The following is a 14,954-nucleotide window of genomic DNA, read 5'->3' as shown; positions in this document are numbered from 1 at the left end:
GTTCCTTACTCCTGAAAAGAATACGTACTGCATGTCCCGTTGGCGTCCCCCCGCAGAAAAAAGCACGGCCCTGATCACCGCCGCCGGCCATGCCCGGCTGAAAGCCGAACTGGATGAGCTGTGGCGCGTGCGCCGCCCCGAGGTGGTGAAGGCGCTGGCCGCCGCGGCCGCCGAGGGCGATCGTTCCGAGAACGCCGAATACACCTACCGCAAGAAGCAGCTGGGCGAGATCGACCGCCGGGTGCGCTACCTGACCAAGCGCCTGGACGCACTGCGCGTGGTGGACACCACCCCGACCGACCCGCAGGCGGTGTTCTTCGGCGCCTGGGTGGAGCTGGAGAACGTGGACAGCGGGCAGACCAGCCGCTATCGCATCGTCGGCCCGGACGAGATCGATGCCGGACTAGGCTGGATCAGCATTGATTCGCCGCTGGCGCGGGCGTTGCTGAAGAAGCGCATCGACGATGAGTTTTCGGTGGAGCTGCCCGGCGGGCAGTTCACGTTCGCGGTGATCGGGGTGGAATACCCGGCCCGGTAGAGTCGACTGTCAGTCGACTACCGCGCGCAGCGCGGGGCTTTCGCAGATTGCAGGAAAAGCAACGACAGTAGATCCACGCCATGCGTGGATGCAGATTGCAGGAAGAGCAGTCGACTGACAGTCGACTCTACCCGGCGATGTGCAGCGGCGGCGGGTACTGGCGACCTTCACGCAACGGGCGGAAGTAATCGGCATCGGCGTAGAAGGCGGCGTCCTGCACGCCGTGCCAACCGGGAATGCCGGCCAGCGGCAGCGGCCGCAGCTGCAATGGATCTGTCAGCGCCTGGCCCTGTTCGACGGCCTGCACCACCGCTTCGATGCAGGCGGTGTCTTCATCGCCGCGCACCACCAGACACTTGCCCACCAGTCGCCGCCCGGGCAGCAGAGCCTGCTCCATCAGCGCATGGCCAAACACGGTCGCCACCGCGATAGCGCCCTCTTTCCAGGGTGCGGGCGCGAACAGTGCCGACCAGTCATGCGCGTCCCACGCAGCAATCAGCTCTGGGTCGCGCACCCGCACCACCACGCCGGTTTCATCGAACTGGGTCAGCGCGGCCTGCGCGCGGTTGCGCTGGCCGGGTGCCATCGCGGCGATGTGCCGGCACTGCTGGCGATTAAGTACACGCTTCAACGGCCGCTGGCTGGCCCAGACCAGGGCGTTGAACAGGTCATGCCAGTTTTCCGCACGCGTGGCGAGGCGGCCCTGGGCAATGCGGGTCTCATAGTGCAGGCCATCGGCCAGCAGCGCGGCGTCCTGTTCCACCAGCCGCAGGCCCGGCACGGCCAGGCGCGCATCCAGCGCAGGCACGCTGGGCCAACCAGGTGCGGCCAGCAGATCAGCGAAGGCCGCCAGGCCGGCATACAGGGGATGCTGGAAGACCGCTGCCACCACCGCCGCACGCGGCGGCGGCACGAAGCGTCGATGGCCGGCGTCGGCCATCGCTGTTGTCACAGAACCTTGAGGTCGAACGCCGGGCGCGTGCTCGGCGGCAGCGCATCGCCGTACAGATCGTGGTCGTCGCTTTCGGTGATCTCCACGTCGACGAACTCGCCCACGCGCAGCGCCACCTGGTCGGCGTTCTGGATATGCACCAGGCCGTCGATTTCCGGCGCGTCGGCGCGCGAACGGGCCACGGCGATATCACCCTCGATGGCATCGACCAGGCACTGCTGCACGGTGCCGATCTTGGCTTCCAGGCGCGAAGCGGAAATCTGCGCCTGCTTTTCCATGAAGCGCGCCAGGCGCTCCTGCTTCACTTCTTCCGGCACCGGGTCCGGCAGCGCGTTCGCAGTGGCACCTTCCACCGGCGAATAGGCGAAGGCACCGACGCGGTCCAGCTGCGCCTCGTCCAGGAACGACAGCAGTTCTTCGAATTCGGCCTCGGTTTCGCCGGGGAAGCCGACGATGAAGGTCGAACGCACGGTGATGTCCGGGGCGATGCGGCGCCAGTTCTGCACGCGCTCCAGGGTCTTTTCCACCGCACCGGGGCGCTTCATCAGGCGCAGGATGCGCGGGCTGGCGTGCTGGAACGGGATGTCCAGGTACGGCAGGATGCGGTTCTCGGCCATCAGCGGCACCACCTCGTCCACGTGCGGGTACGGGTAGACGTAGTGCATGCGCACCCAGGCATCGAGCTCGGACAGGCCTTCGCACAGCGCCTTCAGGCGGGTCTGGTAGGCCTTGTCGCGCCACATCTTTTCGGCGTACTTCACGTCCACGCCGTAGGCCGAGGTGTCCTGCGAAACCACCAGCAGTTCCTTCACCCCGCCGCGCACCAGCCGCTCGGCTTCGCGCAGCACGTCATCCACCGGGCGCGAGACCAGCTTGCCGCGCATCGAGGGAATGATGCAGAAGCTGCAGTGGTGGTTGCAGCCTTCGGAAATCTTCAGATACGCGTAGTGGCGCGGGGTCAGCTTGATGCCGTAGTCGGGCACCAGGTCCACGAAGGGGTCGTGCTTGGGCGGCAGCGCTTCATGCACCGCTTCCATCACGCTCTGGTAGTCCTGCGGACCAGAGACCGCCAGCACGTTCGGGTAGGCCTCGCGGATCTGTTCCGGGCGCTTGCCCAGGCAGCCGGTGACGATCACCTTGCCGTTCTGGTTCATGGCCTCGCCGATCGCATCCAGCGATTCGGTCACCGCCGAATCGATGAAGCCGCAGGTGTTGACCACCACCACGTCGGCCGAATCGTAGGACGGGACGATGTCGTAGCCTTCCGAGCGGAGCTGGGTGAGGATGCGCTCGGAATCGACAAGGGCCTTCGGGCAGCCAAGGCTGACGAAGCCGACTTTGGGGTTCAGCTGGGACATGGAAATCGCGGGACTCTGGGGGCCTGGGCCCCTGCCGGCATGGCAGGGGGACCTGGGGGCCGGGGCCTGAAAGGGCGCCAGTATACCGGGGTTGGCGCCTGCGCCTGAACGGCCAGCCGCCTGATCGGGCACAGCCGCTGACGCGCCGCTAACCCGGCCAGCACCGACAATGCAGGCCTGTCCCCTGCAACGAGGTTCCCGACGATGTCCGAATGGATCACCCTGGATACGCACCACGGCCCGGTTCGCGCCTGGCAGGCCCTGCCCGAGGGCAAGCCCCGCGCCGGCCTGGTGGTGGTGCAGGAGATCTTCGGCGCCAACCCGCATATCCGCAGCGTGGCCGAACGCTTCGCCGCCGAGGGCTATGCGGTGCTGGCGCCGTCGTTCTTCGATCTGGTCGTTGGCGCCGAGGCCGACACCGATGCCCTGCCCTACACCGCCGAAGGCGTGAAGGACGGGCTGGAACGGGTGAATACGCTGGGCATGGAAAAGGCCCTGGAAGTGGTACGCGCCGCCGCCACCCGGCTGGCCCCGTACGGCAAGGTCGGCACCGTCGGCTACTGCTGGGGTGGCAGTGTGGCCCTGCTGGCGGCCATGCGCCTGGGCCTGCCTTCGGTGAGCTACTACGGCGGCCGCAACGTGCACTATCTGGACGAAACGCCCAAGGCCCCGGTGATCTTCCACTTCGGCGCGCAGGACAAGAGCATTCCGCCGGAGGCGGTGCAGGCCCACCGCGAAAAACTGCCGCAGATGCCCACTTACGTCTATCCGGCCGACCACGCCTTCAACCGCGACGTCGGACATGCGTATGATCCAGACAGCGCCGCCCTGGCGCTGCAACGCACCCTGGACTTCTTCACGGAGCATCTTGGATGAGCGAGTTCGAACTGGATACACGCCTGGCCACCGACAGCGTGCTGGTCGCCGAAGGCCCGTTGTCGCAAGTGCGGTTGATGAACGATGAGCGCTTCCCCTGGCTGGTGCTGGTACCGCGCCTGGCCGGGGTGACCGAGTGGATCGAGCTGGACGGCGAGCAGCAGGACAAGCTGCGCACCGAACTCAACCGCGCCTGCAAGGCCCTGAAGGGCTCGGACGGGGTGGAGAAGATCAACATCGGCGCGCTGGGCAACATCGTGCGCCAGCTGCATTTCCATGTGATTGGCCGCCACGACGGTGATCCGGCCTGGCCCGGTCCGGTCTGGGGCAGCGGCCCGGCCCACCGCTATGACCCGGCGGCACTGGACCAGCATGTCGCCTACTGGAAGGAACGGCTAGGATATCCGGCCCACTCCTGAGACAGTGCCGACCCGATGCGATTCAACCTCGTCGCCGCCATCCTGCTGATCCTGATCGGCCTGTTCATGCTTGCCAGCAACCTGGGCTGGACGCATCTGAACCTGTCCAAGCTGCTGCTGACCTGGTGGCCGGTGGCGCTGGTGGGCGTGGGCATCGCCATGCTGTTCGGGCGCGGCAAATAAGAAGGGCGGCGCAAGCGCCGCCCTTGCCCGTGTAGAGCCGAGCCATGCTCGGCTCCATGACGGCTCAGGTACGCGGCAGGGTCACGCCGGTCTGGCCCTGGTACTTGCCACCACGGTCCTTGTAGGAAGTCTCGCAGACGTCATCGGCGGCAGCCTGGAAGAACAGCATCTGCGCCACGCCTTCGTTGGCATAGATGCGCGCCGGCAGCGGCGTGGTATTGCTGAATTCCAGGGTCACGTGCCCTTCCCATTCCGGCTCCAGCGGGGTCACGTTGACGATGATGCCGCAGCGCGCATAGGTGCTCTTGCCCAGGCACACCACCAGGGTGTCACGCGGAATGCGGAAGTATTCGACGGTGCGCGCCAGCGCGAAGCTGTTGGGCGGAATGATGCACTCATCGCCGACGATATCCACGAAGCTGCCCGGGTCGAAGTGCTTGGGATCGACGATGGTGGAGTTGATGTTGGTGAACACCTTGAACTCGCGCGAGCAGCGCACGTCGTAGCCGTAGCTGGACGTACCGTAGCTGACGATGCGCTCGCCGTTGGCCTGCTTCACCTGCCCGGCCTCGAAGGGCTCGATCATGCCGTGCTGCTCGGACATGCGGCGGATCCAACGGTCACTCTTGATGCTCATGCTTTGTCCTGGGTGCGAGGGGCGCGGGGATTCTAGCAGGGGGCCGGGCGCGCCCGGTGGGGCGCTGCCGCGGCGGTCACAGCAGCGAAGACAGGATCGGAATGGAACCGCGCGGGCGCTTGCCCACTTCCTCGATCAGCCGCTGCGCGGCCTGGCGGTAGGCCTGGGCGGTGGCCGAATCGGGCTGTGCGGCGGTGATCGGCGTACCGGCATCGCCCTGTTCGCGGATATCGATCTGCAACGGCAGCGAGCCCAGCAGCGGCACGCCGTACTGCGCGGCCATGCGCTCACCGCCGCCTTCACCGAACAGGTGCTCCACATGCCCACAGTTGCTGCAGGTGTGCACGGCCATGTTCTCGACCACGCCCAGCACCGGCACCTCGACCTTCTCGAACATCTTCAGTGCCTTCTTCGCATCCAGCGTGGCGATGTCCTGCGGGGTGGTGACGATCACCGCACCGGCCAGCGGAATCTTCTGCACCAGGGTCAGCTGGATGTCGCCGGTGCCCGGCGGCAGGTCGATCAACAGGTAATCCAGGTCATCCCACAGCGTGTCTTCGAACAGCTGGGTGAGCGCTGCGGTAGCACGCGGCGCGCGCATGATCAGCGGCGTCTCGTCTTCCACCAGGTAGCCGATGGACATGGTGTCCACGCCGAACGCGCGCATCGGTTCGATGCTCTTGTTGTCCGGGCTTTCCGGGCGACCGGACAGGCCGAGCATGGCCGGCACGCTGGGGCCATAGATATCGGCATCGAGCACACCTACCCGCGCGCCCAGCTGCTGCAGGGCCACCGCCAGGTTCACCGAGGTCGTGGACTTGCCCACCCCGCCCTTGCCCGAGCCCACCGCGATCACGTTGCGCACGCGCGCATGCGGGGTCAGGCCCTTCTGGACCTGGCTGGCGTGGGGACGGCGGGTCGAACTGTTCACTGCGGGCTCCGAAGAGATCTGATTCAAGAGTCCGCCATCATACAAGCTGGGCGAAAACCGGCCGGACGCCGGCATCTGCCGGCGGGCGCGCTTGTGCCACAGACCGGCACAGACACTCAAGTCCTGACGGCATCGCACCGCGCCCGAGCGGTAGCGCTCGCCTTCCAGCGCCAGATGTCCCATTCGGCCACCCAAGGTTCGCCACAGCGATCGATTCCGCCCCATGACTGAGATACAGGCCGCGATCAAATCCCAGTTGTAAACGCCAATGACGCACCGCAGCAATTTAGTTTCAAGTTGTTGAAATTACTCACTTATATCGACATTGAAACAGGCGTTTTCGCAGCGCAACAAATTGACACATTTCAAAACAATCCGGTTAGCCATTGATTAATAAACCGTTTTCAGCCCCCCTGCTCTCCACGGTCGTGACAACGATGTGTTGATCACGTTAAAGCCGTGTTACGGTCGAAATGAATGGAAAGCAACTGAACGCAACATAAAGCCGTCACGGACGACACCGCCTTGATCTGTTTCGATGGGGATCCTTCATGCACAGCCACCGCAATGCGTTTTCGCGTCACCCACTGACTCTCGCCCTGATCGGCACCCTGCTGGCCAGCGGCGCCGCCGCGGCACAGGACGGCGCCACCACCCAGCTGGACCGCGTGACGGTTACCGGCTCGCTGATTCCGCAGACCGAGATCGAGAACCACACCCCGGTCCTGACGGTCACTGCCGAAGACATCCAGACCCGCGGCTTCACCAGCGTGGCCGATGTGCTGCAGCAGTCCTCGCTGTCCACCGGCGGCCTGCAGGGCGGCCAGACCTCGGCCTCGTTCACCCAGGGTGCTGAAGCGGCTGGCATGTTCGGCCTCAGCCCGGGCTACACCAAGTACCTGATCAACGGCCGCCCGATGCTTTCGTATCCGGCGCTGTACAACGGCAGCGATACGTTCAACAACATCAGCGGCATCCCGATCGACATCGTCGAGCGCATCGAGATCCTGCCCGGCGGCCAGTCCTCGCTGTACGGTTCGGACGCCATTGCCGGTGTGGTCAACATCATCCTGAAGGAACGCATGGACGGCGGCACGGTGAGCGTGCGCGGTGGTGCCTACAGCGAAGGCGGCGGCAACAGCTTCCGCTTCAGCGCGGCGCGCGGCTTCAATTCCAAGGATGACCGCTTCAACGCGCTGGTGAACGTGCAGTACGAAAAGACCAGCCCGATCTGGGGTTACCAGCGTGACCTGACCAAGGTCAACAACCCCGATGGTTACAGCCCGCAGTACGTGTCCAACGATTTCCTGGTGCTGCTGCCGGCCAACGGCAACCGCTACGCGATGATGGACCCGGACCTGTGCGCCGACGTGGCGGGCCAGTTCGGTGGCACCACCGTGCTGGGCACCCGCCCCACCGGCCAGGCCTGCGGCTCGGTCTACGGCACCGGCTACAAGACCATCAAGAACGGCAAGGAAAGCGGGCAGATCTACAGCTCGGCCACCTTCGATGTGACTGACAACTTCCAGCTGTTCGGCGATGCGCTGTACAGCCTGGAAGAAGTGAAGTACGCCACCGGTTCCAGCTACACCTGGTGGGGCACGTCCTCCGGCTGGGGTCGCTTCTACGACCAGGACAGCGGCCAGTACATGAACCTGCAGCGCGTGTTCGCGCCGGAGGACATCGGCGGCGCCGGCTACCGCGACATCATGAACACCGACCGCAACAAGGCCTACCAGGTCACCCTGGGCGGTCGTGGTACGGCGGGCAACTGGGATTACAGCGCCAGCTTCACCCGTGGCGAGTACAAGCTGACCGAGCGCAACTTCGTACGCTGGGCCGACCCGATCAACGACTACTTCGAAAACCGTGTGCTGGGTCCGGTGCTGGGCACCACCAGCACGGGCTACAACATCTACAGCCCGGACTGGGATGCGTTCTACTCGCCGCTGCCGTCGGGTGATTTCCAGAGCTTCACCGGCTACACCTACAGCCAGAGCCGCACCTGGCAGAACCTGCTGCGCGCACAGGTCACCAACGGCTCGCTGTTCAGCCTGCCCGGCGGTGATGCCGGCTTCGCGGTGGTGGTGGAAGGCGGCAGCGAAGGTTGGGATTACACCCCCGATGCCCGCCTGGTCGATGGCAGCGTGTGGGGCACCACGGCGGTGTCCGGCGCCGGCCACCGCAGCAGCTACGCGGTGACCAGCGAACTGCGCCTGCCGCTGCTCGACTCGCTCACCGTGACCGGCTCGGGCCGCTATGACGCCTTCAAGATCGGTGGCAACACCATCGACAAGGCCACCTACAGCGTGGGCCTTGAGTTCCGTCCGATCGAGAGCCTGCTGTTCCGCGGCAAGTACGGCACCGCCTTCCGCGCGCCGACCCTGTCCGACGCCTTCCAGGGCGTGAGCGGCTACTACGCCAACGGTTCGACCGACTACTACCGCTGCGGTCAGCTGGGCTTCAACCCGGTCGACACCACCGGCTGCCCGTACGACAGCGTGTCGGTGTTCGGCACCCAGTCCGGCAACCCGGACCTGGAACCGATCACCGCCGACGTCTGGAACGCGGGCGTGGTCTGGGCACCGATCAACAACCTGTCGGTGTCGCTGGACTACTACAACTGGAAGATCGAGAACGAGGTCAACACCCTCAGCTCCGACCAGTTGCTGCTGGCGGAGTACTACTGCCGCAACGGCCAGACCAACAACACCTCGGCCAGCTGCCAGAACGTGAGCGACTGGATCACCCGCGATGCCTCGGGCGTGCTGGATGAGATCTACACGCCGAAGATGAACGTCGCCCGGCAGAACCTGCAGGCGCTGACGGCCAGCTTCAAGTACGTGCAGGACGTGGGTCGCTTCGGCTCGCTGCAGTTCTCGGGCAACTACACCAACATGCTCAAGCGCGAACTGCAGCCGCAGCCGGGCGACGAGTACCTGGACCTGCTGCGCGACCCGTACGCGATGTGGGTCTACGATTCCTACGCCAAGGTGCGCGCCGATGGCTCGATCGCCTGGGCCAAGGACAAGTGGACCACCACCCTGTATGCCAACTACATCGGCAAGACGCCGAACTACATGGCCTACGCGGGCAACGGCTACGACTACGTGCACAGCTCGGGCTACAAGGCTGGCAAGTGGGGTTCCTACACCACCTACAACCTGAGCGTGAACTACCGCGCGATGGACAACCTGACCCTGTCGCTGATGGTCAACAACGTGTTCAACAAGCTGCCTGACAACCAGCGCTTCAGCTACGCCGGCACCAGCGGCCAGCCGTACAACAACTACCTGTACAGCGCCTACGGGCGTGCGATCTACGTGCAGGCCAAGTACGACTTCGGCGCGAAGTAAGCCACACCCACAACGCGTTGACTGGAGACCCCGCTTCGGCGGGGTCTTTTTTTTGCCTGGCGGTCATGCCACCGCAGGCCAGCACCCGGCCGGCTGCGCATTGTTAAGCCGACAGCCCCATTCATCATCCACTCAGGCCGCCAGAAGTTGCAAAGGAAACTGAGACTAAGGCGCTGTATTTGTTGCAGTTTTGTGTGTCGAACTGACTGATTTAGCAAACTCTTGTGACACAACCGTACATTTCTCGTTAAGACCGTGTTAGGTTCCGGTGACGTCAGGATGACGCATGAACATTTGCAGAACGTCGGCAGGGAAGTCCGGCGTTTCACACTTCTTAGGGGGATTCACTTGATGACGCACCATCGCTTGCCCGGTCGCCACCCGCTGACCAATGCACTGCTGGCCGGCCTGATGTTCGCCGCCGCCGCACCCGTCCTGGCACAGGAAGCCACCCCGGGTTCCAACCCGGTCGATCTGGATCGCATCAGCGTGACCGGCTCGCGTATTGCGCGCACCGGCTTCGTCACCCCGTCACCGGTGACGGCCATCACTGCCGAAGAAATCCGCGCCACCGGCGCGAACAACATCGGCGACCTGATGACCCGCATGCCGGCGCTGACCCCGAGCTACACGCTGGGCAACTCCACCCGCTTCATCGGTACCGCTGGCGTGGGCCTGCTGGACCTGCGCGGCATGGGCACCTCGCGCACGCTGGTGCTGGTGAACGGCCGCCGCCACGTGGGTGCGACCTCCGGTTCGACCTCGGTGGACGTGAACACCATTCCGGTGGAATGGATCGAGCGCGTGGAAGTCATCACCGGTGGCGCCTCGGCCGTGTACGGCGCCGACGCCGTGGCCGGCGTGGTCAACTTCATCATGAAGAAGTCCTTCGACGGCGCGGAAATCCGTGGCCAGACCGGCATGGCCGATGAAGGCGGCTTCAACCGCTCGTTCGTCAGCGTGTCGGCCGGCACCGATTTCGCCGGTGGCCGCGGCAACGCCGCCATCGCGCTGGAATACAGCAAGCAGGACCGCTTCGTGCGCACCGACCGTGCGATCGGCCGCGAGTACCTGGTCTCGGTTCCGAACCCGAACTACGACTCGTCCAAGCCGCCGAGCGAAAGCAACCCGCAGACCGTGCTGAGCGGCCCGGGCGGTAACCACTCGATCTCCTACGGCGGTACGTTCACCCTGGGCACCTTCAGTGCCACCAATCCGGCCACCTGGGGCAACCGCTACCAGTTCAACCCGGATGGCACGTTCCGCAAGCAGCGCTACGACGGCATCGTCGTCAGCAACAGCAGCTGCACCAACTGCGACTTCGCCGACCTGAACGCCGTGGCTGACCTGCAGCCGGAGTTCGATCGCAAGAGCGTGAACACGATCGTCAACTTCGATCTGACCGACAACCACCGCCTGTACTTCGAAGGCAAGTACACCGAGACCGAGTCGGACTTCCTGGCCCAGCCGTCGTTCGACACCAACATCCGCATCCAGCGCGACAACGCCTACGTGTCGCCGGAACTGCGTGCGCTGATGCTGGCCAACGGTGCCTCCTCGATCGTGCTGAACCGCTTCAACGTCGACGCCGGCCAGCGCGGCGAGCACGTGGAGCGCAACACCCAGCGCTTCGTGTTCGGCATGGAAGGCAACCTGAGCGAAAACTGGACCTACGATGTGTACGGCAACTGGGGCCAGAGCGAGGTCAAGCGCTGGAACCTGAACAACCGCATCAACGAGCGTTGGCAGGCGGGTCTGGACGCGGTGATCGACCCGGCCACCGGCCAGGTCACCTGCCGCACCACCCTGAACCCGAACGCCATCAATCCGCACACCGGCCGCGTCTACTCCGCGTTCGGCCGTGACGGATGCGTTCCGTTCAGCGTGCTGGGCAATGGCCAGGTCACCCAGGCCGCACGCGACTGGATGAACGTCAATTCGTACAACTTCTCGCGCATCCAGCAGAGCGTGTTCAGCGCATCGGTTGCCAACGGCTCGCTGTTCAGCCTGCCGGCCGGTGATGTGGGCGTGGCCGGTGGCGTGGAATACCGCCGCGAGAAGAGCCGCGAAATCACCGATCCGCTGGCCGCACAGGGCCTGACCTTCCTCAACGCCATTCCCAACCGCGCCGGCAAGTACGACGTGCGTGAAGCGTTCGTGGAAACCACCGTGCCGCTGCTGGCCGACATCCCGGGTATCTACAACCTGACCATGGATGCCGCCGGTCGCTGGTCCGACTACAGCAGCATCGGCAAGACCACCACCTGGAAGGTCGGCCTGGACTGGACCATCATCCCGTCGCTGCGTGCCCGCGGCACCCTGTCGCAGGCCGTGCGCGCACCGAGCATCGGTGAGCTGTACAACCCGCAGAGCGAGAACTTCGCCAGCGTCGCCGATCCCTGCAACTACCTGGTGACCAACACCAACCGTCCGTCCACCGCCAAGGACCCGGTGCTGCGCCAGGCCAACTGCTCGGCGCTGGGCATTCCGGTGGGTTGGGTCGACACCTACACCGCCACCCGCCCCGGCGTGAGCGGCGGCAACCCGAACCTGAAGCCCGAGCGCGCTCGCAGCTTCACCTACGGCCTGGTGTGGCAGCCGGAGTTCCTGGAAGGGTTCGGCATGTCGATCGACTACTGGAACATCAACCTGAAGGACGCCATCGGTGCGGTCACCGCACAGACCAACGCGACCCGCTGCGTCGATTCGCCGGGGGGCGTGGGCAACGCGTTCTGTGACCAGATCGTGCGTGCGCCGGCCGGTGGCTTCACCGACGCCCAGGGCCGTGTGTTCCCGGAATACTCGATCACCCGCTGGACCGCGCTGAACGAGAACCTGGCCCGCTCGCGCCGCATCGGTGTCGACCTGGAAATGGACTACCGCTTCAAGCTGGCCGGCGGCGATACCGTGGTGCGCTTCGTCGGTACCCGTCTGCTGCAGTCCCGCGAATGGGCCTTCCAGGACTTCCCGGATGAATACACCGAGTACGTCACCTACGTGACCGATCCGCGCTGGCGCGCCCAGTTGCAGACCAAGTACTCGCTGGGCCAGTGGCGTGCGTCGTGGGACATGACCTACGTGGACGGCAACCTGCGCGTGACCCCGGACAGCTATAACAGCAACCCCGGTTCGCAGAGCCCGATCCGCAACGGTTCCTACGTGTACAACAACTTCCAGTTCGGCTATCGCTTCCCGGGCGACAAGATCGACGTGTACCTGGGCATCGACAACGCCTTCGACAAGGATCCGCCGGTGAACTACTTCGGTTCGGACGTGGGTTCGGCGCTGTATGACAACGTGGGCCGCTACTTCTACATGGGCGCCTCGTACAAGTTCTGATAGCGCTTCAAGGCAGTACCCGGAAAGGGCGGCGAAAGCCGCCCTTTCCTTTTCCGTATCTGGCGGTCAGGCCAACGGCTGGGGGGTTTGCAATCGGCCATGACCTTCGACACCCTTGCAGGCAGGGCCGCAGGCGTATTGTTCGGCCCACGGCCGTCCATGCGGCCTTTCCCTGACTCACTCGGCCTGGAGGCCATTCAAGTGACCCGTACTCCCAAGATCGTGCTGCTGACCCTGGCCGTTTCGGCCGCGCTGGTCGGCTGCGGCAAGACTGATACCCCGGCAAAGGACGCCACCGCCTCCACGCCGGCCGCCACCGAAGCCGCCACCGCCTACAAGCTGGACGAAAGCAAGCTGCCGGCCTACAACGCCTTCCAGCCCGGCGACCTGGACGCCAGCAAGGACGCCTGCACCGCCTTCGGCGACTACGTGAACAGCAAGTGGCTGGCCGCCAACGAAATTCCGGGCGACCGCACCAGCTGGGGCGCCTTCACCATCCTGGACGAGCGTTCGGTGGCCGTGCAGCACCAGCTGGTCGAGCAGGTGGCGCAGGTGAAGAACCCGGACCACATTGAAAAGGTGGTCGGTGACCTGTGGGCCACCGGCATGGACGAGGCCAAGATCAACGCCCAGGGCATCGAGCCGCTGAAGGCCGACCTGGCCGCCATCGATGGCCTGCAGGACAAGGCCGCCATCGCCGATTACCTGCGCAGCAGCGCGGCCAAGGGCGAGAACGTGCTGTTCGGCTTCGGCGCCGAAGCCGACTTCAAGAACTCGGCCATGAACATGGCCTACGCCAGCCAGGGCGGCCTGGGCCTGCCCGATACCACCTACTACACCGACGCCAAGAACGCCGACAAGCTGAAGGCCTACCAGGCCCACGTGGCCAAGGTGCTGGAACTGTCCGGCGTGGCTGCGGCCGATGCCGCCAAGCAGGCCGAGGACGTGGTCAAGTTCGAAACCCGCCTGGCCAAGGCCTCCAAGTCGAGCGAAGAACTGTCGCGCGACGTGTCCCTGTTCTACCACCCGGTCACCCTGGCCGAGGCCGACGCGCTGACCCCGAACTTCAGCTGGACCGAGTTCTTCAAGTCGCAGAACGTCGCCGCGCCGGAGAAGTTCTCGCTGGCCATCCCGACCTTCCACCAGGAAGTGAGCAAGGCCCTGGCCGATACCGATCCGTCGATCTGGCGCGCCTACCTGCGCTTCCACACCGTTGATGGCGCTTCGCCGTACCTGTCCGAAGCCTTCGTGCAGGAAAGCTACAACTTCTACGGCAAGACCCTGAACGGCCAGAAGGAACAGAAGCCGCGCTGGAAGCGCGTGCTGGGCACCATTGAAAGCGACGCCGGCGAAGCCTTCGGCCAGCTGTACGTGAAGGTGGCCTTCTCGCCGGAAGCCAAGGCGAAGATGGAAGACCTGGTGAAGAACCTGGCCGCCTCGCTGAAGGACCGCATCCAGGGCCTGTCCTGGATGAGCGATGAAACCAAGGCCAAGGCCATCGCCAAGTGGGAAACCTTCACCCCGAAGATCGGCTACCCGGACAAGTGGCGCGACTGGTCGGGCCTGCAGACCAACCGTGACAGCTACCTGGGCAACGTGCGCGCGGCCACCGCGTTCAACTACCAGTACAACCTGTCCAAGATCGGCAAGCCGGTGGACAAGACCGAGTGGGGCATGACCCCGCAGACCGTCAACGCCTACTACAACCCGCTGCAGAACGAGATCGTGTTCCCGGCCGCCATCCTGCAGCCGCCGTTCTTCGACCCGAAGGCCGACGACGCCCTGAACTACGGCGGCATCGGCGCGGTCATCGGCCACGAAATGACCCACGGTTACGACGACCAGGGCAGCCGCTTCGGGCCGACCGGCAACTTCGAGAACTGGTGGACCGAAGGCGATTCGAAGAACTTCGCGGGCCTGACCGGCAAGCTGGTCAAGCAGTTCGACCAGTACAAGGTGGACGGCCAGGCGGTGAACGGCAAGCTGACCCTGGGCGAGAACATCGCCGACCTGGGCGGCCTGGCCACGGCCTACGACGCCCTGCAGAAGGCCAGCGCCGGCAAGGAAGACCCGAAGGTCGATGGCTTCAGCCGCGACCAGCGCTTCTTCTTCAACTGGGCCACCGTGTGGCGCACCAAGTACACCCCGGAAAACGCCAAGGTCCGCCTGGCCACCGACCCGCACGCCCCGGCGCAGTTCCGCGCCATGGGTGCGCCGTCGAACCTGCCGACCTTCGCTGCGGCGTTCCAGTGCAAGGCCGGTTCGCCGATGGCCCGCACCGGCGACCAGCAGGTGGTGATCTGGTAAGCCACGGCTGAGGCTGCAGTAGACCTGCAAAGGCCCGGGACGTCCCGGGCCTTTGTTT

The 14,954-nt window shown here is 65.0% G+C and carries 11 protein-coding genes; 7 read left to right on the top strand and 4 right to left on the bottom strand.

What is annotated here, in order from left to right:
- The first annotated feature begins 31 nt into the window (after positions 1-31).
- Complete coding sequence (gene greB, locus G4G00_RS19080; RefSeq protein ID WP_164275781.1) at positions 32-538, top strand: transcription elongation factor GreB; 507 nt, start codon at positions 32-34, stop codon at positions 536-538.
- Positions 539-665: 127 nt separating this feature from the next.
- On the opposite strand, the gene G4G00_RS19075 is transcribed toward greB, so the two are convergent.
- A complete protein-coding gene (locus tag G4G00_RS19075; protein ID WP_164275778.1) occupies positions 666-1,478 on the bottom strand; it encodes a DUF3025 domain-containing protein in 813 nt (270 codons plus the stop codon).
- Between the two features lie 8 nt (positions 1,479-1,486).
- A complete protein-coding gene (gene rimO / locus G4G00_RS19070) occupies positions 1,487-2,848 on the bottom strand; it encodes a 30S ribosomal protein S12 methylthiotransferase RimO (RefSeq protein ID WP_108750254.1) in 1,362 nt (453 codons plus the stop codon).
- Between the two features lie 204 nt (positions 2,849-3,052).
- On the opposite strand from rimO, the gene G4G00_RS19065 reads away from it, so the two are divergent.
- The 3 genes from G4G00_RS19065 to G4G00_RS21860 are packed head-to-tail and all read left to right on the top strand — an operon-like array spanning position 3,053 to position 4,326.
- Positions 3,053-3,724: a dienelactone hydrolase family protein gene (locus G4G00_RS19065; RefSeq protein WP_164275776.1), complete on the top strand. Its 672-nt coding sequence runs from the start codon at positions 3,053-3,055 to the stop codon at positions 3,722-3,724.
- Entirely contained in the window at positions 3,721-4,143 is a 423-nt protein-coding gene (locus G4G00_RS19060) for an HIT family protein (RefSeq protein WP_108750256.1), read from the top strand. Before G4G00_RS19065 ends, G4G00_RS19060 begins: the two co-directional genes overlap by 4 nt.
- Positions 4,144-4,158: 15 nt before the next feature.
- Positions 4,159-4,326, top strand: a complete 168-nt coding sequence (locus G4G00_RS21860) for a DUF5668 domain-containing protein (RefSeq protein WP_005410498.1) — start codon at positions 4,159-4,161, stop codon at positions 4,324-4,326.
- A gap of 64 nt (positions 4,327-4,390) precedes the next feature.
- Here the strand turns inward: G4G00_RS21860 and dcd are convergent, their stop codons facing one another.
- Positions 4,391-4,963, bottom strand: coding sequence for a dCTP deaminase (gene dcd / locus G4G00_RS19055; protein WP_108750257.1), 573 nt, complete (start codon positions 4,961-4,963; stop codon positions 4,391-4,393).
- Between the two features lie 76 nt (positions 4,964-5,039).
- A complete protein-coding gene (gene apbC / locus G4G00_RS19050) occupies positions 5,040-5,894 on the bottom strand; it encodes an iron-sulfur cluster carrier protein ApbC (protein WP_164275773.1) in 855 nt (284 codons plus the stop codon).
- A 551-nt stretch (positions 5,895-6,445) separates the two neighbouring features.
- Here apbC and G4G00_RS19045 point away from each other — a divergent pair.
- The 3 genes from G4G00_RS19045 to G4G00_RS19035 all read left to right on the top strand — a co-directional run bounded on the left by G4G00_RS19045 (position 6,446) and on the right by G4G00_RS19035 (position 14,896).
- On the top strand, positions 6,446-9,250 hold the full coding sequence (locus G4G00_RS19045; protein WP_164275771.1) for a TonB-dependent receptor: 2,805 nt from the start codon (positions 6,446-6,448) through the stop codon (positions 9,248-9,250).
- Positions 9,251-9,661: 411 nt separating this feature from the next.
- Entirely contained in the window at positions 9,662-12,589 is a 2,928-nt protein-coding gene (locus tag G4G00_RS19040; RefSeq protein ID WP_234414733.1) for a TonB-dependent receptor, read from the top strand.
- Between the two features lie 159 nt (positions 12,590-12,748).
- On the top strand, positions 12,749-14,896 hold the full coding sequence (locus tag G4G00_RS19035; RefSeq protein WP_108753725.1) for a M13-type metalloendopeptidase: 2,148 nt from the start codon (positions 12,749-12,751) through the stop codon (positions 14,894-14,896).
- Positions 14,897-14,954: the final 58 nt, after the last annotated feature.

Source organism: Stenotrophomonas sp. B1-1, assembly GCF_010894375.1.
Taxonomy (GTDB): Bacteria; Pseudomonadota; Gammaproteobacteria; order Xanthomonadales; family Xanthomonadaceae; genus Stenotrophomonas.
This window is presented reverse-complemented; position numbering and strand designations above follow the sequence as displayed.